Source organism: Photobacterium sp. GB-36, from assembly GCF_003026135.1.
Taxonomy (GTDB): Bacteria; Pseudomonadota; Gammaproteobacteria; order Enterobacterales; family Vibrionaceae; genus Photobacterium.
Window position 1 is genome coordinate 31,300 of the sequence record NZ_PYNY01000026.1, and the last position, 23,122, is coordinate 54,421.

The window sequence follows — 23,122 nt, forward strand, 5'->3', positions numbered from 1 at the left end:
AAGTTACATGCGGAAAATACCAAATCGGGTTTCTTTTATAGGGACATGCTGAGTAATTGAAAGCGCCTGAGCTAATACATCACGGGTAGATTTAGGATCAATAATGCCGTCATCCCACAGCCTTGCACTGGCGTAGTAGGGATGACCTTGTTTGTCATAGAGCGCTAAAATCGGCTGTTTGATTTGTTGTTCGTCTTGCTCTGTCCAAGGTTTATTTCCTCGTTGGCGGATAGCCTGAGTGATTTGTGATAAGACTTCAGCGGCTTGCTCACCTCCCATGACGGATATGCGCGCATTAGGCCACATCCATAATAGGGTTGGATCATAAGCTCTCCCACACATACCATAATTCCCTGCGCCGTAAGAGCCTCCGATGATAACGGTAAATTTGGGCACATTGGCACAGGCAACAGCCATCACCATTTTTGCGCCGTGTTTTGCAATACCTTCTGCTTCAACCCGTTTACCAACCATAAATCCGGTGATGTTTTGTAAAAACAACAGAGGGATTTTCCGCTTACAACATAGCTCAATAAAGTGAGCGCCTTTTTGTGCCGATTCTGAAAATAGAATGCCATTATTAGCAACAATACCAACAGTGTGACCTTCAATGGATCCAAAGCCACACACGAGGGTATTGCCATACATAGCTTTAAATTCGTCAAATTCAGAGTTGTCGACTAAACGGGCTATGAGCTCTTTAATATCAAATGGAATACGGATATTGGTACCCACAATGCCGTAGATGTCATCCATGCTGTATTTAGGTGGAGAAGCAGTCGAATCATGATGAATACTAGCACTTGGTATATTGCAGCTAGCAATAGCATCACGTGCAAGACTCAATGCATGTGCTTCATCATTAGCATAATAATCAGCAAGACCTGATTTTTTACAATGAACATCGGCTCCACCTAATTCTTGTGCTGTTACTTCTTCACCTGTTGCTGCTTTTACTAAAGGGGGACCAGCTAAATAGATTGTTGCTTGATCTTTTACCATGATAGACACGTCAGACATGGCTGGAATGTATGCGCCACCTGCAGTGCACAACCCCATAACTACGGCAATTTGAGGGATCCCTTTCGCTGACATTTGAGCTTGATTGAAAAAGATGCGACCAAAATGATCTTTATCGGCAAAGACTTCGGCTTGGTGGGGTAGGTTAGCGCCGCCAGAATCAACAATATAAATACAGGGAAGATGACACTTTTCAGCGATTTCTTGGGCTCTCAGGTGTTTCTTTACCGTTAGTGGGAAATATGTTCCACCCTTAACTGAAGGATCGTTGGCAATGATCATACACGCATGCTGGTGGATGTAGCCGATGCCAGCAATAATGCCAGCACAAGGCACGGCTTCGCTATAGACATTTAGTGCGGCAAAAGGGGCTATTTCTAACCATGGACTGTGTTTATCAAGTAACTGATGAATTCTTTGTCTTACTGGTTGTTTACCTTGTTTTTTTTGATGTGCTAATGCCGATTCTCCACCACCTTGATGGATTATCTCTAGCTGGGTGTTTAAGTCGTCAACCAACAATTGCATCTCATCATTATTGTTTTTGAACCATTGGCTGGTTGTATCTACTTTTGAGGTAAGTTGAGCCATGGCTTACTCCTTAGCGAGCTGATTCTGAGAATAATTCACGTCCAATTAGCATGCGTCTTATCTCTGAAGTTCCTGCACCAATTTCATAAAGTTTGGCATCTCGTAATAAACGTCCGGCAGGGTAATCATTGATGTAGCCATTACCACCGAGTATTTGAATGGTTTCTAACGCCATTTTTGTGGCTAGTTCAGCACTAAGCAAAATTACGCCAGCTGCATCTTTACGGGTGACTTCACCGCGGTCACAGGCTTTTGCAACGGTGTAAACATAGCTGCGAGCAGCATTGAGTTGGGTATACATGTCTGCAATTTTGGCTTGGATCAGCTCAAATTCACCAATCGCTTTGCCAAATTGTTTTCGTTCATGGATGTAAGGGATCACGACATCCAAACATGATTGCGCAATACCGAGTGGGCCGGCAGCAAGTACTACGCGCTCGAAGTCTAATCCACTCATTAAGACTTTTGCGCCGTGGTCGACGTCACCCAGTACGTTTTGTTTCGGTACTTTGCAGTTAATAAAAACTAACTCGCACGTATTTGAACCACGCATACCTAATTTGTTGAGCTTTTGCGCAGTAGAGAAACCATCAAATTGTGATTCAATAATAAAAGCAGTGATTGCGTTGGTTGAGGTGCGGGCATAGACCACAAGCGTATTGGCCTCTGGTCCATTAGTGATCCACATTTTATTACCGTTGAGTACAAAATGATCACCGTGATCTTCTGCTTTTAACTGCATGCTCATAACATCAGACCCAGCATTCACTTCGCTCATTGCCAGTGCACCAATGTGTTCTCCTGTGATTAATGCTGGTAGGTATTGTTGCTTCTGAGCATTATTACCATTTCTGAATATTTGGTTTGTACATAAGTTGGAATGGGCACCGTAGCTCAATCCGATTGAGGCAGAAGCACGACTGATCTCTTCCATCACGATAACATGTTCTAAATAGCCCATAGCAGCCCCACCGTATTGTTCAGCAATGGTGACGCCAAGTAAGCCCATTTCGCCTAATGATTGCCAGAGGTAATGGGGAAATTGATTGTCTTGATCTATTTCGTTAGCGATAGGAGCAATATGTTCAGCAGCATATAAGTTAACCTGTTCGCGCAGCATATTGGCAGTATCACCTAAATCAAAGTTGAGTGGTGAGTATTGGCTATGCATAGTAAAGCCTCCTTTGCGGAACCTGTTCAGATTACTTGTCTTTGTATGATTCTGTTTTTATTAGGGTGTGCATACAGCGTTTTTTTGCGCGTTCAAGTTCAATAAGAGTGATATCAATATCGGCGCATTGATGGGTCAGTTGTCGTTGTTTTTGGTCGATGATGTTGATCATGGAAAGAAGCTGAGCATGGCTTTTGTTGTCATCGTATAAACTGAAGAGTTCCCCGATTTCTTGTAAAGAAAAGCCTAAACGCTTACCGCGAAGTATTAAACCGAGTCGAATTTTATCTCGTCGTCCATAGACACGATTAACGCCATCTCGTTTAGGTGAAAGCAAACCTATATCTTCATAAAAGCGAATACTGCGTGGTGTTATTTTAAATTCGTTTGCAAGCTCGCTGATTTTGAAAGTCATCACATTGAGTCTCCTGCAACGTTAGATAGGTAAAAACTTTTCACCTATCGGTTAAGCAGAGCAGTGATTTTGAGTATTAAAATCCCAGCAAATGTTTCTTAACGTTTACGTAAATGTTAGTGCTATGCTTACAAAAGCGTCAAGAAATCCCCTAATATTCCTGCAAGCAATGTTTTCTAAATTGACGTAAAGAGGTGATTGGTATGAGTAAGGATATTCTGATCGTTGCTGCTAAAAGAACGCCAATTGGGAGTTTTCAAGGCGATTTACGGCATTTTTCCGCCACTCAGCTTGGTAGTATTGTTATTGAAGCAGCATTACGAGATGTTAAACGTGTTCAGCCAACAGATACGACTTTAGAACATAATAATGAGATAGAGTATGAGCACATTGCACAATTGATTGATGAAGTCTTTATGGGCTGTGTATTAACGGCAGGTGTTGGGCAAGCCCCTGCAAGACAAGCAGCTTTGATGGCAAAAATTCCTGTATCGGTTTCCTGTACTACGATAAACAAAGTTTGTGGCTCAGGGTTAAAATCAATCTTATTGGCTTGCGATATGATTAAAGCTGGAGCGATTCGAACGGCTGTCGCTGGAGGCATGGAAAGTATGACCAATGCACCTTATTTACTCACAGACAGTCGAAACGGTATGCGAATAGGCCATAAAGCGGTACTTGATCATTTATATCTAGATGGATTGCAAGATGCATTTGATGGGCACTTAATGGGCGTTTATGGTCAACAAACGGCAACAAAATATAATATTTCACGAGAAATCATGGATGAATGGGCTGTAAGGTCAATTAATAAAGCCCGCAAAGCGGATAGTCGTCAGGCATTTCACGCTGAAATCGTCCCTATTACCGCTCAGAGTCAAAAAGCATTAGTGACGGTTGAAAAAGATCAGCACCCGAATGAAGTGAATATTAAGAAAATACCAAACCTTCCTCCTCTATTTTCGCAACATGGTGAACAAGGTACGATCACTGCCGCTTCATCAAGTGCTATTGGTGACGGTGCCGCAGCTTTAGTGTTAATGGAAGCTGAACAAGTTCGACGACAAGGCTTATATCCACTGGCATCAATTAAAGGTTATGCCAGTCATAGTCGATCCCCCGATGAATTTACTATTGCACCTATTCATGCCATTAACCAATTATTAGATGATCTTAATTGGTCTATTGATGATGTGGACTTGTGGGAAATTAACGAAGCTTTTGCTGTGGTGACAATTGCCGCGATAGAGCAGCTAGGTATTGATGCTGAAAAAGTGAATGTTAACGGTGGAGCTTGTGCATTAGGTCACCCAATAGGCGCGACAGGAACAAGAGTCGTGGTGACATTAACCCATGCATTACGACAACAAGCGCAAATGTTGAGTGGCACGAAAACGCTAAAAGGTGTTGCTGCTGTATGTGTTGGTGGAGGAGAAGCATTGGCAATTGCGATTGAAGTTGATGTTAAATAGTATGACATTGAAGATTGGAAATAAGTTAAAGGAGTAAGTGATGACAGGAATGGTGAATGTTTCCTATATCCGTTGTACTGATGGACATAGTATTGGTGTACTAGAGCTGGATAATCCATCATCGCTTAATGCACTTACGTTAAATATGCATAAAACGATTTACCAGTATTTACAGCTTTGGCGTGAAGATGAAAGCATTGTTGCTGTAATGATTAAATCGGTGGGTGATCGCGCTTTTTGTGCAGGTGGGGATGTGCGCAGTATGTATTATGCAATGGAAAATGATCCTGCTTTAAAGCATCAACAAAAGCCACCAAAGATAGCGTTAGATCAAATTGAAAGTCACGTAGCTAAGCCATTTTTAACGGAATATTTCTCCGTTGAATATAGTTGTAATTTACTCATCCATCACTATAACAAGCCCGTAATTGCGTGGGGACATGGGTATATCATGGGGGGAGGATTAGGATTATATATTGGCGCAAGCCATCGCGTTGCTTTACCGAATACAGTATTAGCGATGCCGGAAATAACTATTGGCTTATATCCTGATGTTGGTGCGACATGGTTTTTAAACCAGCTTCCTGATGGGATCGGTATGTTTTTGGGCTTAACAGGTGCACATGTCAACGTTTGTGATGCTCGAGATTTAGCAATGGTTGATCATATTGTTGCAAATAGTGCTTATGATAATGTTGTTAAACAATTAAAGCATTACCCATGGTCAACAATATTGGCTGATACGCAAAGTCAGTCATTGGTATCAGAAGCAATCTCGGTCATATTAAATAACGGTGCTGAAAAAGCGCACTCTGTGTTACCTGCAAATCAATTGATGCCATACTTTGCACAAATTCAGGCGGCTTGTTTTGCTCAATCATTACCCACTATTTACGACCAAATTAATGCCATTGATGGTTTGGGCCGCTGGATAGAGACAGCAAAAAAGGCCATGAATGCAGGTAGCCCTATTACCGCACACATTTGTTTTAAACAAATACAAAGCTACAAAGATGTATCTTTACTTGACTGTATAAAAATGGAACTGGGTCTTTCAGTAAATTGTGGTTTGTTAGGTGAGTTCAAAGAAGGTGTCCGAGCGCATTTAATTGATAAAGATTATATGCCTAACTGGATTTATTCATCTGTAAATGATGTTGATAACAAGGTAATTGAGCAAATATTTACACCTATCTGGTCTGAGCATGAGAATCCAATTAATCAGGTCAATATTAGCTAATTATTTATAATAACTTAGATTTTATGAATAGAAATATTGTGATGGATAAATATACGTTAAAGTAACAGAGTTAAACTTTTGTTTTAATTCAGGAGCAATTAATGAATATTGAGAATAGCGTTGTTGTCATTACCGGTGCTAGTCAAGGTCTAGGCCAAATGATGGCTGTAACTCTAGCTCAAATGGGCGCTGAATTGGCTTTAATTGATATCAACTCAGCTGGGTTACGTCAAACGCAAGATCAGTGTCATATGTTAAACAGTAAAGCAATGATCTATGAGGCTGACGTAACAAGCGAAGATGAAGTTGTTCAAGCATTTGCACATATTATTGAAGATTTCGGTCATATTAATGTCTTAATTAACAATGCTGGTATTCTTGATGATGGCTTCCTGGTTAGTGAAAGTAATGACGTATTAACGAAAATGCCGCTAGACCAATTTCAAACGGTGATGGATGTTAATGTTACTGGTTCATTTTTGTGTGGACGAGAAGCCGCTGAAAAGATGATCAAGACAGAATCTCAAGGCGTTATTATTAACATTTCAAGTGTCGCTAGAGCAGGAACATTAGGCCAAACTAACTACGCGGCGTCAAAAGCGGCAGTTGCAACGATGGCTGTGGGCTGGTCGAAAGAGTTAGCAAAATACGGTATTCGTGTTGCTGCAATTGCTCCCGGTTTGATTGATACTCCTTTAACTGACCAATTGAAGCCCGAAGTGCTTGAAAAAATGAAGGCATCAGCACCTTTTGAGCGTGTTGGTAACCCTGAAGAGATTGCCCATACAGTGAAGTATATTATTGAGAATGACTACTTCACTGGGCGTATTCTTGAAATTGATGGTGGTATGCGTTTATAACGTTAATTAACCATAAAACATCGCATATAGTGCCATGCCTCCGCCGACTACAAACATAATCATAGAGACAGTAAAGGCGAATTTAGCAAGGTATGGCATTAATTTTTCCATGAGATTTCTCTGTTCATTATTTCAATGAATGAATATTACCTTTCATCTTCTGTTTAGTGAAGATAATTAAATTTATTAAATATAATTCTATTACTTATTCTTTATACTTATTTCGTATACAATTGCGAAAAACAAGATTAGAGATATCTTATGAGTATATTAAAGTCTGCAAAGCTCGCTTACAGTCATAAAAATCACGGTAAAACATTATCTATCGCTAAATACGCGATTAGAGCGATGGTATATTCACGCCAATATAATGAACTCGCTCATTTCTTTTTAAATGATCAACGAAAAGAAGTCATTGATCAGCAACCTGAATTTTTAATGCGCTTTACAAAACCCTATTTGGCTACGTGTTTTTCTAAAAATCAAATTGTTGAGGTTTTAAAAAAACATTATAACTGGATGGAAAGCCATTTTTCAGATTCAGCTCGACATACTATTTATACTGATGAATTAGAGCTTTATAGCTTTGATATTGAAGAAAAGTCCTATCAAGTTAAACTAAGTTTTGACCACACTTATCGCCGCGAAGGGGAATTAGCGTTAATACTGACAGATAGCAATGATCACCGTTATTACGCTATTGCATTTACCGTTATTGATAATGATATTTATGTTGGTTGTATGCAAGGTGGTTCTAACGATAATGGATTTAGTCGTTTATTTACGAAAGCTTTTTATGGCTTACGACCAAAGTCTTTTATGGTTGAAACCTTACGTTTATTTGCTAATGATATGAATATTGAGCATATATATGCGGTTAAAAATAGTGCACATGTATACACTGCTAAGCGCTATGGTAAAAAAGCATCAACGATCAACCTTAACTATGATCAATTATGGCAAGAACATAATGGTGAAGAATACAATGATGCTTTTTATTCATTACCATTACATACAGAGCGTCGCGCAATGGAAGATATCAAACGACCAAAGCGTAAAATGTATCGTGAACGTTACGCCTGGTTAGATGAATACGATCAAGATCTTAAAGAACAATTGGATAGTGTTACGATTCAACATTGATTTATTGTAGTGAATGAATCGATTAAGCAATAAAAAAGGCTTGTCACGATACATAGTGACAAGCCTTTTTATGTTTTTCTTATTTTAACCTGCTGCGACGTTATCTTCAGGATATTTCAGCAAGGTTGGTTTAGGACGAGCTAACATGTATGCCAAGGTTAGTGGGCCTAAACGACCGATGATCATGACGACTATCATGATGTATTTACCGGGTTCAGATAAGGTTGCTGTTAAACCAGCAGTAACGCCTACGGTCGCAAATGCTGAAATGGTTTCAAACATTACCTCATAGAATGGGGCTTTTTCCGTGATCATTAAGGCAAACATTGCAATGGTAAGTACAATGCCACTAACCACAATGATGGCTAATGATTTTGTCACCGTTTGGTTTGAAATTGTGCGCTTAAATAGCACTACACGATCACGTTGCTTTAAGAACGACCATGTTGCCAAAATAGCTACGACAAAGGTTGATACCTTAATACCGCCACCTGTAGATGTTGAACCAGCACCAATAAGCATTAATAGCATCATGACCAACATAGTTGGTTCAGTAAACTTACCAATATCAACACTGTTGAAACCGGCTGTACGTGCTGTAGCTGATTGGAAAAAGGCTGCTAACCATTGCCCTGATTCATTAAGTGACCCAAGAGTGTGGCTATTATGGTGTTCTAAAAGCCAAATCATTACGGTACCAACAAATAATAGTATGGGTGTTGCTATTATCATTATTTTTGAATGCAAAGATAAAAAATGGAACCCACGGTGTGCATTTCTTTTGATATCAGAAATAACAGTAAAACCTAAACCGCCTAATATGAATAATGATGAAATCGTAATAATAACAAGAGGATCATCAACATAGCGTGTTAAGCCATCTGAAAATAAAGAAAAACCCGCATTGTTAAAGGCTGAAATCGAATGAAATACTGCAAAGAATAGACCTTGCTCCCAACCCATCTCAGGTACCCAGCGTAGCGACAGAAAAAATATACCGATCAATTCACAAATAAGCACAAAGATAATGATGTGTTTTACAAGGCGGCGAATATTTGTGAATTTATCTTGTCCTAATTGTTCTTTCGTTAATGCTTGTTGACGTAAGCTTAACCGCAAACCAAACATGTAAAGTAAAACGGCAGACAATGTCATTTGTCCTAAACCGCCAATTTGCATGAGTAGCATTAATAACACTTTACCACTAATGGAAAAATGCGAGCCTGTATCTACTACACCTAAGCCCGTTACACTGATCGCAGAAGTTGCAGTAAATAGAGCATCGACAAAACTAAGCCCTGAAACTGAAAATGCAGGTAACGTGAGCAGGATTGCTGCTGGCATTAAAATGGCTAAAAAACTAAAAATGATGATCTTAGGTTCAGACCATCTTTTTTTATGGTTGTCAGTTTTGATAGGGACATACATGCCCCTGTTTGGAATGAAACTCATAGCTTTCTTAAAGTCTCAGTTAATATTTTTTCAGGTCCTGTGATAATTAAAATATCGCCTACTTGTAATTCAGTGCTTGGATCAGGAGCTTTACGTACTTCAGGGCCACGTTTAAGTGCTAATACTTGGGTTTCTTTATGAGCACCACATGGGTGTTCATATATTTTACGTCCCATATTTTTTGCTGTAACGACCACTTCTGCGAGTGAAATACCACTTCCTAGTTCAGAGAACTCAAAAATACGTTTATCTAACATATTGCGAGCTATACGAATCCCCATATCACGTTCTGGACGGATGATCTTATCTGCGCCAATTTTAGATAAGATTTTGCTATGAGGTGTATCCTTTGCTTTAACCCAAACTGTTTTCACTCCCGCCTCTTTTAAAAGAAGAGTAGTAAGAATACTGGCATTAACATCTTCACCAATTGATACCATAACAAGATCATAATCGTCCAATTTTAGCTCAGAAATGGTGGCTTCATTTGAACAATCAGCAACAACAGCTTGAGTTGCGACATCTGCCGCTTTACGCACACAAGTTTCATCAAGATCGATAGCAAGTACTTGAGCGCCACGCTCGCTAAGTTCTTGACAAAGTGACATACCAAATCTGCCAAGACCAATAACGGCAAATTGTTTATCTTCAGGATTCATTGTTTTTCCCCAAACTGTTTTAGTATAGCGTTTTAATTGTTTTGTTGTTGATTCAAAATACATTTTTTAAAATGTTGTAAAGACTATGGACGTGTAAAATTTGTCTTATTCAATTTAAGGTACGTAGTCGTTACACATTTCCAATTATCAAAATAGATCGTGAATAGTGCTAGGATTTTATTTGTAATACAAGATAATTGAGTGTTGGTATAGATCGCACCTGCTACAGAGTATTCTGTAATATTAACTTAATCTATTGATTTAAATTCAATTTATTTTATTACTAGTGCGTTTATTTTAAAAATAGCAATCTTATATTTAGTACAAATCATATAAACTTATAAATTTTGCACATCTAACTGTTGTTTTTTTGCCCATTTATGTGTGCGGTGTCACGTATATAAGTTAGATGAGTGTAAATAACTAATTTGTTCTGCTTTTTTACCTCAAAACGCCAATATTTGCATTGTAATAAAGCTGTTTCCCTTTTCCTTGATTAATATTACTTGATAAGTATCAGACAGGGCATTTTTATGCGTTGTTTTTGATATGTCGTTTAATACAGAACTATTAACACTAAAGTTGACGTTGTTATCGGCAGTGCACTGAACGATTCTATTATACTCGAAGACGAGTAAGTGGTTATATCTACCACCTTTTTTGTGGTTATTGCGTTATACGCATTGTGTTCTATTTTTATATTTTGTTCGGTAATCGCACCTTTAATCTTAGGTGTCTTTGATAAGGAAATTTAGAACTTTCACATCATGAAACTCAAGGATGATTATCTTGAAAATATTTAGGGCAGGGTAATAAACCGCTCTGCCAATATTGTATGCCATTATTTTTATTACCTCTGTTCGTTATCGGAAAGAAGTAGTTTAAAAACATGTGAATAAATAAAATATTGCCAGCATGTTTGACGTTAACTTTACAGACCTCATTCTGTTCTATGTGGAAGATATATATGATAATTAACTGCCATCATTAATGTGAAAACTTATGGTTACTTTGATAAAAATAGCTTGTAACAAATACGAGAAAGAATAAAGCCTGTGATTAATCCTCCGGTATTTGCAGCTAAATCTAGCCATTCGCCATAGCGATTAACATAAGGCTGGATTAATTCAATTACTCCGCTCCATGTAATACACCCGACAAATAACCAAAACCAATATTTAGGCATTTTTAGGCCAATAGCAAAAATTAATGCGCTATAAGCGATAAAGTGATGTGTTTTATCTGTTCCTGGTACTTGGGGTAAGCTGGGTTGAGGTAATAGTGATAAAACTGTAATTATCATTAGCGTTAGTAAAGTAATAACTTTCCAGTGTATTTCTATAAAACGTAACAATGTAGGCATAAGAAAGGATTGCTTTTATATAAGAGTAATAGGATTTTTCGATCATACGTGTGATTAAGTAATGTTCAAGATACTTATCATTGATAAGTAGCAGGAATAATCCTGCTACTTGAAGCTATTCTAAATTATCGAAATCGGTCTTATCTATTAGAAAAGGGGCATTGAGTAAATAAGATTGGCTGATAAAATGCTCAGCAAGCGTTCTGACCGTCTGTAAGTATAACTCAAAATCCTCTTGGTGTAGTTGACTTATATGTTGCGTTAAAATAAGTCGACAAAGTTCTCCAGTAATCGAGTGTGAAATTTGTTCGACAAGTTTATATGTCGCTTGCTTTGATAGTTGAAAGCCTTTATCAATATCTTGATTCACAATAACTCGACTAAATACAAGGTCGAGACTTTTTGTTATATCCTCTTGTGTTGTAAATGCGTTAATGAGTGATGTGATTTGTTGAATAGATAAAGCAGACATGACCATTTCACATTCAGTATTAAATGTATTTTTAACCAAATCAGTTGTTTCTTTCTGAGTGATGTGGGTCAGTGTTCCACGCCTGTTCGCCGCTTTAATAGCAAAGTCTTGTTGTGATTGACGAATAACCTCAGTCAATTCCTGACTTATTTGATCAAAATTCTGAAAGTTGGCACTAAATCCATAATGGCATTGTTTGCTGATGGTATTAAGAGACGCTCCTTGAAATGATTGCAGAAGTAGATAGAGCGTGTAAGTGATCTTATTTTGAAAGATACACGCATTTTTTTTTGCACTATGGCTATTAGATGACGGATTTAATGCCATAGTGGTTAGGATTTGCTGCACAGCACTTTGAACTTCGAGTTCTAGGCTGGCAGTTTCGCATAACCTTGTGCTCATAAGCGTACTCCTTTAACGCTACTGCTCTTTAAGCATGATACAAGATTATACGAATTTCACGTTTTAAACGTTTAAATGTGAACAATATTATCGAAAAAGCATGTTTTTATAAAGAAAATAGCAAGTTACGACATACTAATAAGGATCTATTTTTTATGATGTATTGTTCGGTAGATATATTTTACGTGTAATCTGCCTACTTTTTAACCGTTTATCTAAACTATAACAGGATTTAGGAGGAGGGCTGTTCAGTTTTGTGAGTAAAGCGTCAAGTGTGATGGTGAAAACTGAATAATGGCAGTGAAAAGAAGATTGCTATATTTAATATTTAGATACAGCAACCTTATAATTTATCATGAAGCTAATTAGAGTGAGTATTCGTGAGTTGTGCGACTGTTGCCACTCTCGTATGTAAAGTGATTTGATTATGAAAAACCATCAACTTAATTTTATTTTTGTAGGCTGTTAACGTTCTAACTTATTAATTAGCTCTGTTAATTGCTGGTTTAAATCATCGTTAATTAATGTGTTTTTTTCTAAATCAAAGTTTTCATAGAAACTAGGTATAGATAATGATCCTACCACCTTGGCGTCAAAATAAGGTGCAGACGTAACAGCACTATTTAATACACTCGCAGCGCCACCAGGACCCGGAGAAGTAGCTAGCATGATCACTGGTTTATTTTGGAATACCTTTTGATCTATACGTGAGGTCCAATCGAAAACATTCTTATAAGCCGATGTATATGAACCGTTATATTCTGCAAATGAAATTAAAATAGCATCCGCTTGGCCAATCTTATCGAAAAAGATTTGTGCTTGTTCTGGAATGCCTGAGTTATTTTCACGATCGATACTGTAAATCGCCATTTCAAAATCATTAAGGTCTAAAATTTCAACGTCATCAGCATTAGCTTGTGATGCCGCATATGTCACTAATGCATGGTTGATAGAGTGTTGGCTGTTAGATGCCGCAAAAGCAAGTAGTTTCATTTTTAAATCCTCATCGATAAGTCTTTTAACAACATACCGTTGTTAACCTTTGTACAGAGTGTATATTAGAGTTCAAATGTAATTAATAGGCTAAAAGTGATTAGATAGATTCCATATGGCTAATAATCGATTGTTTGATGGTATCACTGTGTTTGTTCAAGTAGTGAAGTGCGGCGGTTTTGGTGCCGCTGCCGAAGCTACTGGACACTCTAATTCTTATGTAAGTAAAGAAATCGCCAAACTTGAAAGTCGCTTAGGGGTTCGACTCCTTAATCGCACCACAAGGAGCATTGCTTTAACTCCTGAAGGGAAGACTTATTATCAAGAGTGTGTACAACTGATTAGTGATGCAGAGCAAGCCGTTGCGGAAATAACACAAAGTACCGTTGAGCCAAAAGGTACGTTAAAAGTTAGTTGCCCTGTCTGGTTTGGTAAACAGTATTTAGCCGATGTTTTCACAACATATTTATCTCGATACCCTGAAGTTACGCTCGATCTAGATATGAGTGATAAGCCTATTGATGTGATTGCCGACGGTTATGATTTAGTTATCCGCGCTACTGCTAAATTAGATGACTCGAGTTTGATTTGTAAGCGTATTTATAGCAGCAGAATTTGCACAGTGGCATCAAAACAATACTTAAAAGTCTATGGTTACCCACAACATCCTTCGGAATTATCCGCTCATAGCTGCTTTTGTTATACTAATTTGAAAAAATTCAATGTCTGGGAATACCGAGATAAAGCAGGAAACAAAACACTAGTCGAAGTACAACAACGCGTATTGAGTAATAGTACGGAAATGTCACTAGCACTGGTTGATAATGGATTGGGTATTATCCGTGTACCTGAATTTTATATAGAGGCACAACTACAATCAGGTGAATTAACGCTATTATTTGATGATTACATTTTCCCTGAAATTGATGTTTATGCGCTCTATCCAACACGTAAACATGTCGCATCGAAAGTAAGCTGCTTCCTAGATTTAATAACAGAAATAGTGACACCGTTTTAGCTTACTAAGCATTGGCATGCTTCGTCGAATATCTTGTTACAAGTTTTCTTTTTTTTTTGTGATGTAAAGTGGTATTTTTTCTGTATTAGTAGTAAGTCTTCTGTATTTACTGCTTCATTACTATCAAGGGTATAGATAAATGAGCAATGCTATTCGTCTGCGTGCACTAGAGAAAACTGATCTTCGCTTTATTCATCAATTAAATAACAACCGCACGATTATGGCGTACTGGTTTGAAGAGCCTTATGAATCGTTTGCAGAGCTTGAAGAGCTATATCGTAAACACATTCATGATAGTACTGAGCGTCGCTTTATTGTTGAAAATGAAGATGAAGAGTCAATTGGTCTTGTTGAACTGGTTGAAATTAACAATATCCACCGTACAGCGGAATTTCAGATTATTATTGCGCCTGAATTTCAGGGTAATGGTTATGCGCGTACTTTAATTAATCGTGCGCTAAACTATGCGTTTACGATTCTTAATCTACATAAAGTATATTTGCATGTATCGGTTGCGAATGAAAAAGCGATCCACTTGTATGAAGAATGTGGTTTTGTAGAGGAAGGCCATCTAGTGAAAGAAATTTTCATTAATGGTAAGTACTGTGATATTAAGCGAATGTATATCTTACAGGATGAATATTTCTTAAGCCGTAATCAGTAATTAGAAAAACCAGATAAGGTAATGGAGACAATAACTTGTCTGGTTTCTTTTTTTTAAAATTAACGCATCAATCTATTTAGCTCACTATCGCAAGAAAAGTTCCCCATCTCGGGTTCTGTCACAGCTTTAAAGTTGTGTTTGTGATTCATCTCAATACGTCCTGCTGCTTGTAATGAGAAATTTTACAGTTATCTGCTGTTATTGTTCAATCATACCAACAGTGTTTACAGGCTTTATAAGCGATATGCTCTATTTTTCCCGCCTTTATCTTAATTTTCACAGGATCTTTGCGGTAAATATTATCTATTGTTGTTATTAGCATAGCGCTGACATTTGTTATATAAAATTCGTCGCTAATTCACTAATTTGTCATGCTTAAGTTATTGTATTTATTAGCAACTGTGCTTCTATCATTATCCCATAATGGATACTTTTTCATTGCTTTTGAAAAAATAGGGTCTTGATAAAGACTACTTAACCATTGCTTTATATTTGGATAATCGGCTTGTCGAAACCATCGGCGTTCAACATGCGAAAATTGTCGTATAAAAGGCAATATGGCGTAATCAGCTAAGCTCAATGTATCTGTCATTAAATACTGATGATTAGAAAGACGGTTTTCGAGATCAGATAGAAATGATTCACAAAGATTACGATAGATTGGTACTTCTGGATTATGATAGCGAGCATCGGATTTATAGTGTTCTAATGCTAATATGTACTTATGATCATTTCTTGCTATAAGGCTAAGCATCTCAGGAAAGAAGTGGGGGGCATGGCTTAACAGTAAATTATGAGGATCATTTTTGTTCAAAGACCAGATCATGATTTCTAAACTTTCATCAATATAGTCACCATTTTCTAATACTAGTAAAGGTACCGTTCCTTTCTGTGTTATGTCTAACATTTCGGCAGGCTTTCGCCTTAAATCAATATCACGTTGCTCAAATTCAAGTTCAGCAAGTGCCAGACTCAACCTTGCTCTAATGGCGTAAGGACATTGTCGTAGTGTATATAAAATAGGTACTGACATATCTAAAACCTTCAACTTATCCCAACTTATCCCCTTTGTAATTGAGGGTAGTCTAAAATAGAGCATGGTGCGTATATCTATGTAACGTATTGTATTGATTCATTACCATAAGCTAACGAATTAGAGTATAAAGATCTGTGTTTACGATATGCTTACAATACATATAACATTTTAGCCTTGTTTTAATTTGATTCTGTGATGAGAGTAATACGGATGAATGAGCAGTTAGATCAATATATAACACAACAAAAACAGGCATTTTTACAATGTCCAATGCCTGATTTACAAGAAAGATTAACCGATTTAGATAAGATCTCATTATTAATTACGCAGAATCAACATGCTATTTGTCATGCGATTGCACAGGACTTTGGTCAGCGTTCGGCTTCAGAAACAGCATTGCTTGAAATATTTACCAGCATTGAGTGTATTAAATATACACAAAAAAATCTGTCTCGTTGGATGAGAGTACAAAAACGTCATACCTCGATATGGTTTCAACCTGCTAAAAATAGAGTGATACCTCAACCTGTTGGCGTTGTTGGTATTATAGTGCCATGGAACTATCCCTTATTTTTAGCTATTGCGCCTTTGGTTGCCGCGATTGCTGCGGGTAATTCAGTGATGGTGAAGATGTCTGAAAACTCCCCAGAGCTCTGTCGATTGCTACAACAGTTATTTACAGATACATTTTCGTTAGAAAAGGTTCGCTTTATTGCAGAAGAAGGCAACACAGGTAAAGCATTTTCAGCATTACCGTTTGATCATTTAGTCTTTACGGGCTCAAGTGCAACGGGCAAAGCTGTAATGGCAAATGCGGCGAAAAACCTTGTACCAGTGACCTTGGAGCTTGGAGGGAAATCGCCAGCCATTATTGCTGATGATTATGATCTCAATAAGGCATTAGAGCGAATTTTAGGCGGAAAAACGTATAATAGTGGTCAAACATGTGTAGCGCCAGATTACCTGTATGTTCCTGAGGCTTTGTTACCAGAAGTTGTAACAAAAGCAAAAAAGATTATAGCTAAGCGCTTTGTCGATATTAACCACCAAGATTACACATCAATTATTGATAGTCAGTCCTTTGAACGATTAGTAACGACTTTAGAAGATGCAAAAGCGAAAGGGGCTGATATTTATAACTTGATCCCCAATTCATCTCCTGATACGAACTCGCGTAAATTCCCACTCCACCTTGTTATTGGAGTGGATGAGAGTATGCAAGTCATGCAGCGTGAGATTTTTGGTCCTATTTTACCCATCCTTGGCTATCAGTCGATAGAGCAGGTTATATCATCAATAAATAAAGGTGATAGGCCACTGGCTCTATATCTCTTTTCTAACAATAAAGATATACAACAAAAGGTTATTCAGCAGACGCGTTCAGGTGGCGTCACAATTAATGATGTAATGTTACATGTGGCGCAAGATGATTTACCCTTTGGTGGTTCCGGCCATAGTGGGATAGGTCATTATCATGGAAAAGAAGGCTTTGAACGTTTATCGAAGATGCGCCCTGTAATGTATCAAGCGTCTTTTTCAGCATTGAAGCTATTATATTCACCGTATTCATCATTAGGTAAACGCATGATTAACTTTATTGTTAATCGAAAGTTTGGAAAGTATGACTGATTGCATTACTAATAACGTAATTTATGTGGGCTTTTGGCAACGTGTAGTCGCGACGATTGTTGATACATTGGTTGTTTCATTAGTCACGGCACCATTATTGTACAGTTTATACGGTGATTTCTTCTCGACTGGGTCGAGCGCTACTTTTGATTCTGCGAGCTTACTCGTTAATTATGGTCTGCCATTTATTGGCGTGATGCTTTTTTGGTTATACAAATCAGCGACACCAGGGAAAATGGCAATAAAATCGATCATTGTTGATGCGACAACAGGGGATAAAACGACGGTTAAGCAATTTATTATTCGTTATTTATCAGCAATCCCTTTAGGAATAGGCTTACTTGCCGTTGGCTGGGATAAACGAAAACAAGGATGGCATGATAAATTAGCCAATACGGTTGTTATCAAGAAATCTAAATAAAAGATCTTTGTTGGATATAAATAACGAGATAATAAAAAGCCCTTAACGATGAGAATGCTAAGGGCTTTCTTTTATCTATGTTCAGCGAAACTAAAAATTATTTCTTAGTGTATGCCGCAATGATAACCATTTGAACGCCGTCTGCACGACCTTGGATATGAAGAGGGTTATCAGTTAGGCTGATGTTACGTACCGGAGTACCACGCTTAATTACCATGCTAGAACCTTTAACTGGAAGGTCTTTGATGATTGTTACGTTGTCACCAGCTTGTAGCTTGGCGCCGTTTGCATCAAGTGTTGGAACAGAAGCTTGTTCTTCTTCAACAAGGCCTTTATCTGCCCATTCTTTAACATCATCTTCTAGGTACATCATGTCAACTAGGTCCATTGCCCAGTCAGTTTTTGAAGATAGACGCTTAAGTTGACGGTAAGCCATTACTTGTACAGCTGGAACCTGACTCCACATAGAGTCGTTTAGGCAACGCCAGTGGTTTTCATCTGTTGTCTCTGGAGCTTCAAGCTGACCACGGCAAGTATCACAAAGGTATACACTACAGCCTGCGCTCTTATCTTCAGACGCTGGAACTGCGTATACAGCTAGGTTATTTTCAGAAGAACATAGTTCACATTTTGATTCGCTACGATCTTTTAAAGCTTGTTCGATAGTCATGGGAATTGTCCATAGAGTGATTGTGGGCACATTATGCACATCAAATAATCATAAGGGAAGAAAACAAGCGTGAGATCACGAAATATATAGTACATCAGACTGTTTAGTGTCCAAAGGAAGAAAAATATCATAGGAAATTATCCAAGAGACAACTAAAAAGTAATCAGATTTTAACCTTTTTAACCAAAGCCAAAGTTATGTTTACGATGTCGTATTTATTTAATGGGCATGATTGCTAAAATTGCTGCTTTAAGTAATAGATATTATTATTTCAGGTTATGAATGGTGTCACTTTTTTACTTCTTACTTCTGCTCGTTTGGTCATAATTTGTTACTTTATAAGCCTAATTAAAAGGAAAAAAATTAAGAAGGCTTGTATGAATAAAATGACAACGTTTGGGCTAGCTATTGCGGGAATACTGTCTTTTCCTCTTTCTGCAACGGCGTCAGAAAGTGATATTAGTGCGTATATTATTGGTGGTAATGAGGTTCAAACAAACCCTGAAGAATTATCAACTGTGTATATTGAATCTGGACAAGTAGGCTGTACTGGATCTTTAATTGCAGAACGGTGGGTATTAACTGCTGCACACTGTATTAAAATTGAACAAGATGATAACACTGTAACTGATGTAGATGTTGAAAATATCAAGGTATTTACATCAATCACCGACTTAAAAGACATAACTAATGCAAATACTTATAATGTCGTCGATTCAATTGCTCATCCTGATTACGTTCCGGAAAAAGTGATTAACCCATATCCCAATGATATTGCTTTGTTGGCATTGTCTAGAAATGTCGAAAATAGCTCGATTATTAAATTACCTACATTGGTTGAAGCTGATGAAATTGAAAACCAATTGGTTCAATTAACTGAAGAGCCTAATCTAGTTATTAGAGGTTGGGGAAAAACTTTGTTGGAAAATAAATTTGGTTCAGATGTGTTAATGGAAGCTTCTGCCCCGTTTTACTCAGATCAAAAGTGTTATGACGACACAAGTGACAAAAACAAATATCCATCACCATGGATAGAGAGTACAAATGATCCATTTAAAATTTGTACTTCAAGTAAAATTAATGTTGGTATGTGTAATGGAGATAGCGGTGGTCCGTTAATTTATACGGATCAATCTGGACAAAAAATACAGGTGGGTGTGTCAAGTTTTGGCTCAATTAACTGTGGTGATGTTAGTCCTGAAATATATACAAGAATTGGGGCATTTTCTAATTGGATTAATAATGTAATCGCAGAGCAAACACCAACACTTCCAGCTCCGGTACCTTTGGAAGATGAATCAACAGGTAAAGATAATACAGATGACGGTGGAAGCGGTGGTGGCGGTTCTGTTGGTGCAGGTGTAGTGATGTCATTACTGGCACTGGGCTGGTTACGAAGAAAGCGTAGCAAATAAAAATTGAAACGAGTTGCTGTTGTGGGATTGATTTAATATTTTTTATGTTTGCTATAACTAGTTACATAGAAAAAAGAAGCCTGTCGCAACTCGTTTATCTTTCTAAACATGCAATGAAGAGTATTCGGTATCATTAAATTAGTTGTATTTTAAAAGGATTTAATGATGGTGAACAAATTAGCTCATTCTTTGAGTATCTGCATTGCTGTAGGAGTAAGTAGCTCTGTCTACGCTCAAACAGAACAGCATAAACTAGTTCCTTATATTATTGGTGGTGATGAAGTCGCGGTTGCAACTGAAGATAACTTCATGGCGTCGCTGCGTATGAATAAAGAAAATGAATCACATTTTTGTGGTGCGACTGTTTTAAATGATCGTTGGTTACTCACAGCAGCTCATTGTGTTGTGGATGGAGGCGGTACTGGGGAATCTGGTCTTACTGTTGTTGCTCCTTCAGATATTACGGTTACCACTGGCCTTGTTGATAACGCATCAGCAAATATTAAAGATATTTACTCGGCAACTCATGTTGTCGTTCATCCTGATTATAATCCAGTTCTTTTACTTCAAGTTTCAACAGATAACGGCGTCGATCTTGAAACCGAGATCATTAATACTGCATTAGATAATGATGTCGCGCTTATACGTGTAAACCGTGATTTTAATGGTGTTGGTACAGTGACGTTAGCATCAACCAGTGCTGCGGTTGAATTGGATGATAAATTAAAGGCGGAATGGAACGATAAAGATCTTCCTGAAAATGTCAAAGTTCAAGGGTGGGGGTCAACAACAACGGATGGTTCTCTTGAATCATCCTCTAGTATTTTATTAGAAACCAAGTTAGCAAGTTTCCCGATTGATAAATGTTACGAGCGTTTTGAAGCACAAGATCCTGCCGGTATTTTCATCGATAGTCCAAGTAACACCACTAAGCTTTGTACATTACCGGCACGTAAACTTGAAGACTTAGGTTTAGTTGGACCTGATACTTGTAAAGGCGATAGTGGTGGTCCGCTATTAACCCAAGATAACAATAGTAACTGGGTACAAATTGGTATTGTGAGTGGAGGTTCAGCTGGTGAGCCTCTATGTGGCTCATTAACACGACCAACGTTTTATGCCCGAGTGGGAACGTATTATGACTGGATCAATGAGTCTGTTGCTGTTGTACCAGAACAAGCAATTACATTGCCTGAATTTTTAGCGAAAGAAAAAGCAGACGCTGAAATGAATTGTAATGACAGTATTTCTGCTAATAATTGTAATATCACTGAAGATGATGGTGGAAGTGGCGGCCATATTGGTGTTTTATCGCTTGGTTTACTTGGAATGATGGCTTATTTAAGGCGCAAAAAGAGTTAACAGGCTAACTGTTTTTAATACAAGCCATCAGTGTAAACTGATGGCTTTTTTTATGAAGGGTATTTATGTGGTTATGTAGCATAAAATTATCAAAAGTTGTGTTGAATTATGAGTAATTAAAACGATTTATTCACAGTATTTTTTTGTCATAAATAAAGTGAAATTAATAACAATTTAGAATCAATTTCTTTATATTATGTTTTTAACTATCTGACTAATAAAGATTATTGTTTATTGTTGTCGGTTGTTAATGTTACAAAGATACCCTTGGAGTAAGTATCTTGAGGAGGAACTATTCGTTCTTATTATCCACAGAAGCTGTGTATAACTCTGTGGGAAAAGCAGGTAGGCTAGATTTGGTGCCGCCTCTGCTAAAGTCAAGAAGTAGTTAAGGATAAAAATGGTGTAATTGATGCCTAATTGATTTAGTTCAACATATAGACATAAAACTAAATTTTTCCTTAAAAGTTAGCATCTTTAGGGTTACGCAATTTCTTGTTGTAGCCATTCAGAAAGTGCCATCAGTTCATCATAATGCTCTGAATGCGTGAGCAATAAACCGCAGACAATGGATATAACAGATTTGGCATTAAATGGATAACCAATTGCCGCTTGACTGAGATCATTCATCATATTGTGATATTGGGTAGGTGAATCGTAGTAGACTCTGGTAATCACTCCAGCATCAACATTCAATTTCAGTTCTACGTGTCCCCATGAAAATTCAGTTTCTAATGATTCAATAAAACTAGGTGATTGACCGTAATTCCAATCCCAACTTTTCAGACGATAAAAATTTGTACTAAATTCGAACCAATCGGGATGCTGGTTATTTACAATAACCGTATTTTCGACATCAAGCTTTAGTGTTTTTTGAATACTGTCACTAATGTAATGACATAATTCATTATGCTCTAATGGACGAATATGTTGGTTAATAGAGGTATAAGATCGTTCAAGGTTTTGATGATTGAGAATAGAATAACGACTGTTCATGTACTTTGATATATCAGCAAGAGAGGTATTTACTCTTAAAGTAGTATGAAAAAATAAATATTCTTCAGAGACTGATAGCGCAGTATTAGAAATTTTTCTATTTTCAACTAAGCATTCAAGATTGTCAGAGACTGCGATATCTATTTTCAATGGCTCAAATGTACCTATTAATATTTTTTCAATTAAGCATTGTGTTAAATAATGAGTAGGGCCGATTAACGCAATATTTGTGTGTGTTAGATCTTGATAGATAGCACCGCCAATTGTATGACGCCTGACAATGTTAATATTTTCACGACGAAGTAGCTTCGGCTTACATACACGCCAAGGATTTTGGTCTTTTCCTATATTAACAGAGCGCTGATTTTGCCATAAAAAAGCAATAATATTGTTGCCATTCGCTTGTTTCAGTAATGTTTCTTCAATCGCTTGATTGAAGCTTGGATCGGTTGATTCTGAATAATAGATAGACAGTTTCATGAAATTATCTCTTATCATCAATCTTTGAATTATAAAAATACATTGTTGCATATACGCCAAGTTTAATTAAGTGAGATAACTAAAAATTAAAAGTATTTATATGATGTACATCGCATTAGTTATTTTTAAATTTAAAAATACTGTCATTTAATACCAAATTGGAATTTAAACGGGATTT

General features: G+C 37.4%; 21 protein-coding genes. 10 read left to right on the top strand and 11 right to left on the bottom strand.

Annotated features, from left to right (window positions below; translation table 11 throughout):
- Window positions 1-3 precede the first annotated feature (3 nt).
- From C9J46_RS18045 to C9J46_RS18055, 3 genes are read right to left on the bottom strand one after another with little or no spacing between them, the layout of a single operon-like run.
- Window positions 4-1,611 (bottom strand): carboxyl transferase domain-containing protein, encoded by a 1,608-nt coding sequence (locus tag C9J46_RS18045; RefSeq protein ID WP_107206932.1) that lies wholly within the window; start codon window positions 1,609-1,611, stop codon window positions 4-6.
- Between the two features lie 10 nt (window positions 1,612-1,621).
- Window positions 1,622-2,782: an isovaleryl-CoA dehydrogenase gene (locus C9J46_RS18050; RefSeq protein ID WP_107291320.1), complete on the bottom strand. Its 1,161-nt coding sequence runs from the start codon at window positions 2,780-2,782 to the stop codon at window positions 1,622-1,624.
- A 31-nt stretch (window positions 2,783-2,813) separates the two neighbouring features.
- A complete protein-coding gene (locus tag C9J46_RS18055; RefSeq protein ID WP_199190652.1) occupies window positions 2,814-3,197 on the bottom strand; it encodes a MerR family DNA-binding transcriptional regulator in 384 nt (127 codons plus the stop codon).
- Window positions 3,198-3,400: 203 nt separating this feature from the next.
- On the opposite strand from C9J46_RS18055, the gene C9J46_RS18060 reads away from it, so the two are divergent.
- The 4 genes from C9J46_RS18060 to C9J46_RS18080 all read left to right on the top strand — a co-directional run bounded on the left by C9J46_RS18060 (window position 3,401) and on the right by C9J46_RS18080 (window position 7,912).
- The gene (locus C9J46_RS18060) at window positions 3,401-4,669 is read left to right on the top strand and encodes a thiolase family protein (RefSeq protein ID WP_107206935.1); all 1,269 of its coding nucleotides are present in this window, start codon (window positions 3,401-3,403) and stop codon (window positions 4,667-4,669) included.
- Window positions 4,670-4,709: 40 nt separating this feature from the next.
- Window positions 4,710-5,909 (top strand): enoyl-CoA hydratase/isomerase family protein, encoded by a 1,200-nt coding sequence (locus C9J46_RS18065; RefSeq protein ID WP_107206936.1) that lies wholly within the window; start codon window positions 4,710-4,712, stop codon window positions 5,907-5,909.
- A 101-nt stretch (window positions 5,910-6,010) separates the two neighbouring features.
- Window positions 6,011-6,769 (top strand): SDR family oxidoreductase, encoded by a 759-nt coding sequence (locus C9J46_RS18070; protein ID WP_107206937.1) that lies wholly within the window; start codon window positions 6,011-6,013, stop codon window positions 6,767-6,769.
- A 261-nt stretch (window positions 6,770-7,030) separates the two neighbouring features.
- Entirely contained in the window at window positions 7,031-7,912 is an 882-nt protein-coding gene (locus C9J46_RS18080; RefSeq protein WP_107206939.1) for a VirK/YbjX family protein, read from the top strand.
- 84 nt (window positions 7,913-7,996) lie between these two features.
- Here the strand turns inward: C9J46_RS18080 and C9J46_RS18085 are convergent, their stop codons facing one another.
- From C9J46_RS18085 to C9J46_RS18105, 5 genes are all read right to left on the bottom strand, one after another.
- On the bottom strand, window positions 7,997-9,340 hold the full coding sequence (locus C9J46_RS18085) for a TrkH family potassium uptake protein (protein ID WP_233217642.1): 1,344 nt from the start codon (window positions 9,338-9,340) through the stop codon (window positions 7,997-7,999).
- A 20-nt stretch (window positions 9,341-9,360) separates the two neighbouring features.
- Entirely contained in the window at window positions 9,361-10,023 is a 663-nt protein-coding gene (locus C9J46_RS18090; RefSeq protein WP_158259293.1) for a TrkA family potassium uptake protein, read from the bottom strand.
- A gap of 1,006 nt (window positions 10,024-11,029) precedes the next feature.
- Complete coding sequence (locus tag C9J46_RS18095; RefSeq protein ID WP_233217634.1) at window positions 11,030-11,326, bottom strand: VanZ family protein; 297 nt, start codon at window positions 11,324-11,326, stop codon at window positions 11,030-11,032.
- A gap of 175 nt (window positions 11,327-11,501) precedes the next feature.
- Window positions 11,502-12,260 carry a hypothetical protein gene (locus C9J46_RS18100; RefSeq protein ID WP_107206943.1) on the bottom strand — a complete coding sequence of 253 codons (759 nt, stop codon included), beginning with the start codon at window positions 12,258-12,260 and terminating at the stop codon, window positions 11,502-11,504.
- A 465-nt stretch (window positions 12,261-12,725) separates the two neighbouring features.
- The gene (locus tag C9J46_RS18105; protein ID WP_107206944.1) at window positions 12,726-13,253 is read right to left on the bottom strand and encodes an NADPH-dependent FMN reductase; all 528 of its coding nucleotides are present in this window, start codon (window positions 13,251-13,253) and stop codon (window positions 12,726-12,728) included.
- A gap of 115 nt (window positions 13,254-13,368) precedes the next feature.
- Between C9J46_RS18105 and C9J46_RS18110 the strand changes: the two genes are divergently transcribed.
- Both C9J46_RS18110 and speG read left to right on the top strand, forming a co-directional pair.
- Window positions 13,369-14,271: a LysR family transcriptional regulator gene (locus C9J46_RS18110; RefSeq protein WP_107206945.1), complete on the top strand. Its 903-nt coding sequence runs from the start codon at window positions 13,369-13,371 to the stop codon at window positions 14,269-14,271.
- A gap of 139 nt (window positions 14,272-14,410) precedes the next feature.
- Window positions 14,411-14,935, top strand: coding sequence for a spermidine N1-acetyltransferase (gene speG, locus C9J46_RS18115; protein ID WP_107206946.1), 525 nt, complete (start codon window positions 14,411-14,413; stop codon window positions 14,933-14,935).
- A gap of 361 nt (window positions 14,936-15,296) precedes the next feature.
- On the opposite strand, the gene C9J46_RS18125 is transcribed toward speG, so the two are convergent.
- Window positions 15,297-15,968 carry a glutathione S-transferase gene (locus C9J46_RS18125; protein ID WP_107291323.1) on the bottom strand — a complete coding sequence of 224 codons (672 nt, stop codon included), beginning with the start codon at window positions 15,966-15,968 and terminating at the stop codon, window positions 15,297-15,299.
- Window positions 15,969-16,181: 213 nt separating this feature from the next.
- On the opposite strand from C9J46_RS18125, the gene C9J46_RS18130 reads away from it, so the two are divergent.
- Both C9J46_RS18130 and C9J46_RS18135 read left to right on the top strand, forming a co-directional pair.
- Window positions 16,182-17,600: a coniferyl aldehyde dehydrogenase gene (locus C9J46_RS18130; RefSeq protein WP_107291324.1), complete on the top strand. Its 1,419-nt coding sequence runs from the start codon at window positions 16,182-16,184 to the stop codon at window positions 17,598-17,600.
- A complete protein-coding gene (locus C9J46_RS18135; RefSeq protein ID WP_107291325.1) occupies window positions 17,593-18,021 on the top strand; it encodes an RDD family protein in 429 nt (142 codons plus the stop codon). Before C9J46_RS18130 ends, C9J46_RS18135 begins: the two co-directional genes overlap by 8 nt.
- A 97-nt stretch (window positions 18,022-18,118) precedes the next feature.
- On the opposite strand, the gene C9J46_RS18140 is transcribed toward C9J46_RS18135, so the two are convergent.
- Window positions 18,119-18,691, bottom strand: coding sequence for an alkylphosphonate utilization protein (locus C9J46_RS18140; RefSeq protein ID WP_107206951.1), 573 nt, complete (start codon window positions 18,689-18,691; stop codon window positions 18,119-18,121).
- A gap of 386 nt (window positions 18,692-19,077) precedes the next feature.
- On the opposite strand from C9J46_RS18140, the gene C9J46_RS18145 reads away from it, so the two are divergent.
- Both C9J46_RS18145 and C9J46_RS18150 read left to right on the top strand, forming a co-directional pair.
- Window positions 19,078-20,106: a trypsin-like serine protease gene (locus C9J46_RS18145; protein WP_233217810.1), complete on the top strand. Its 1,029-nt coding sequence runs from the start codon at window positions 19,078-19,080 to the stop codon at window positions 20,104-20,106.
- A gap of 165 nt (window positions 20,107-20,271) precedes the next feature.
- Window positions 20,272-21,468 carry a trypsin-like serine protease gene (locus tag C9J46_RS18150; protein WP_107291327.1) on the top strand — a complete coding sequence of 399 codons (1,197 nt, stop codon included), beginning with the start codon at window positions 20,272-20,274 and terminating at the stop codon, window positions 21,466-21,468.
- A 483-nt stretch (window positions 21,469-21,951) separates the two neighbouring features.
- Here the strand turns inward: C9J46_RS18150 and C9J46_RS18155 are convergent, their stop codons facing one another.
- Window positions 21,952-22,944, bottom strand: a complete 993-nt coding sequence (locus tag C9J46_RS18155) for a lipoate protein ligase C-terminal domain-containing protein (protein ID WP_107291328.1) — start codon at window positions 22,942-22,944, stop codon at window positions 21,952-21,954.
- Between the last annotated feature and the right edge of the window lie 178 nt (window positions 22,945-23,122).

Excerpts from the sequence above, each read along its gene's own strand:
- C9J46_RS18060 (WP_107206935.1), top strand. The coding sequence starts at position 3,401 with ATGAGTAAGGATATTCTGATCGTTGCTGCTAAAAGAACGCCAATTGGG.
- C9J46_RS18105 (WP_107206944.1), bottom strand. The coding sequence starts at position 13,253 with ATGAAACTACTTGCTTTTGCGGCATCTAACAGCCAACACTCTATCAAC.
- C9J46_RS18090 (WP_158259293.1), bottom strand. The coding sequence starts at position 10,023 with ATGAATCCTGAAGATAAACAATTTGCCGTTATTGGTCTTGGCAGATTT.
- C9J46_RS18055 (WP_199190652.1), bottom strand. The coding sequence starts at position 3,197 with ATGACTTTCAAAATCAGCGAGCTTGCAAACGAATTTAAAATAACACCA.
- C9J46_RS18095 (WP_233217634.1), bottom strand. The coding sequence starts at position 11,326 with ATGATAATTACAGTTTTATCACTATTACCTCAACCCAGCTTACCCCAA.
- C9J46_RS18065 (WP_107206936.1), top strand. The coding sequence starts at position 4,710 with ATGACAGGAATGGTGAATGTTTCCTATATCCGTTGTACTGATGGACAT.
- C9J46_RS18155 (WP_107291328.1), bottom strand. The coding sequence starts at position 22,944 with ATGAAACTGTCTATCTATTATTCAGAATCAACCGATCCAAGCTTCAAT.
- C9J46_RS18085 (WP_233217642.1), bottom strand. The coding sequence starts at position 9,340 with ATGTATGTCCCTATCAAAACTGACAACCATAAAAAAAGATGGTCTGAA.
- C9J46_RS18130 (WP_107291324.1), top strand. The coding sequence starts at position 16,182 with ATGAATGAGCAGTTAGATCAATATATAACACAACAAAAACAGGCATTT.
- C9J46_RS18150 (WP_107291327.1), top strand. The coding sequence starts at position 20,272 with ATGGTGAACAAATTAGCTCATTCTTTGAGTATCTGCATTGCTGTAGGA.
- C9J46_RS18135 (WP_107291325.1), top strand. The coding sequence starts at position 17,593 with ATGACTGATTGCATTACTAATAACGTAATTTATGTGGGCTTTTGGCAA.
- C9J46_RS18050 (WP_107291320.1), bottom strand. The coding sequence starts at position 2,782 with ATGCATAGCCAATACTCACCACTCAACTTTGATTTAGGTGATACTGCC.
- C9J46_RS18080 (WP_107206939.1), top strand. The coding sequence starts at position 7,031 with ATGAGTATATTAAAGTCTGCAAAGCTCGCTTACAGTCATAAAAATCAC.
- C9J46_RS18110 (WP_107206945.1), top strand. The coding sequence starts at position 13,369 with ATGGCTAATAATCGATTGTTTGATGGTATCACTGTGTTTGTTCAAGTA.
- C9J46_RS18100 (WP_107206943.1), bottom strand. The coding sequence starts at position 12,260 with ATGAGCACAAGGTTATGCGAAACTGCCAGCCTAGAACTCGAAGTTCAA.
- C9J46_RS18045 (WP_107206932.1), bottom strand. The coding sequence starts at position 1,611 with ATGGCTCAACTTACCTCAAAAGTAGATACAACCAGCCAATGGTTCAAA.
- C9J46_RS18070 (WP_107206937.1), top strand. The coding sequence starts at position 6,011 with ATGAATATTGAGAATAGCGTTGTTGTCATTACCGGTGCTAGTCAAGGT.
- C9J46_RS18125 (WP_107291323.1), bottom strand. The coding sequence starts at position 15,968 with ATGTCAGTACCTATTTTATATACACTACGACAATGTCCTTACGCCATT.
- C9J46_RS18145 (WP_233217810.1), top strand. The coding sequence starts at position 19,078 with ATGACAACGTTTGGGCTAGCTATTGCGGGAATACTGTCTTTTCCTCTT.
- C9J46_RS18140 (WP_107206951.1), bottom strand. The coding sequence starts at position 18,691 with ATGACTATCGAACAAGCTTTAAAAGATCGTAGCGAATCAAAATGTGAA.
- speG (WP_107206946.1), top strand. The coding sequence starts at position 14,411 with ATGAGCAATGCTATTCGTCTGCGTGCACTAGAGAAAACTGATCTTCGC.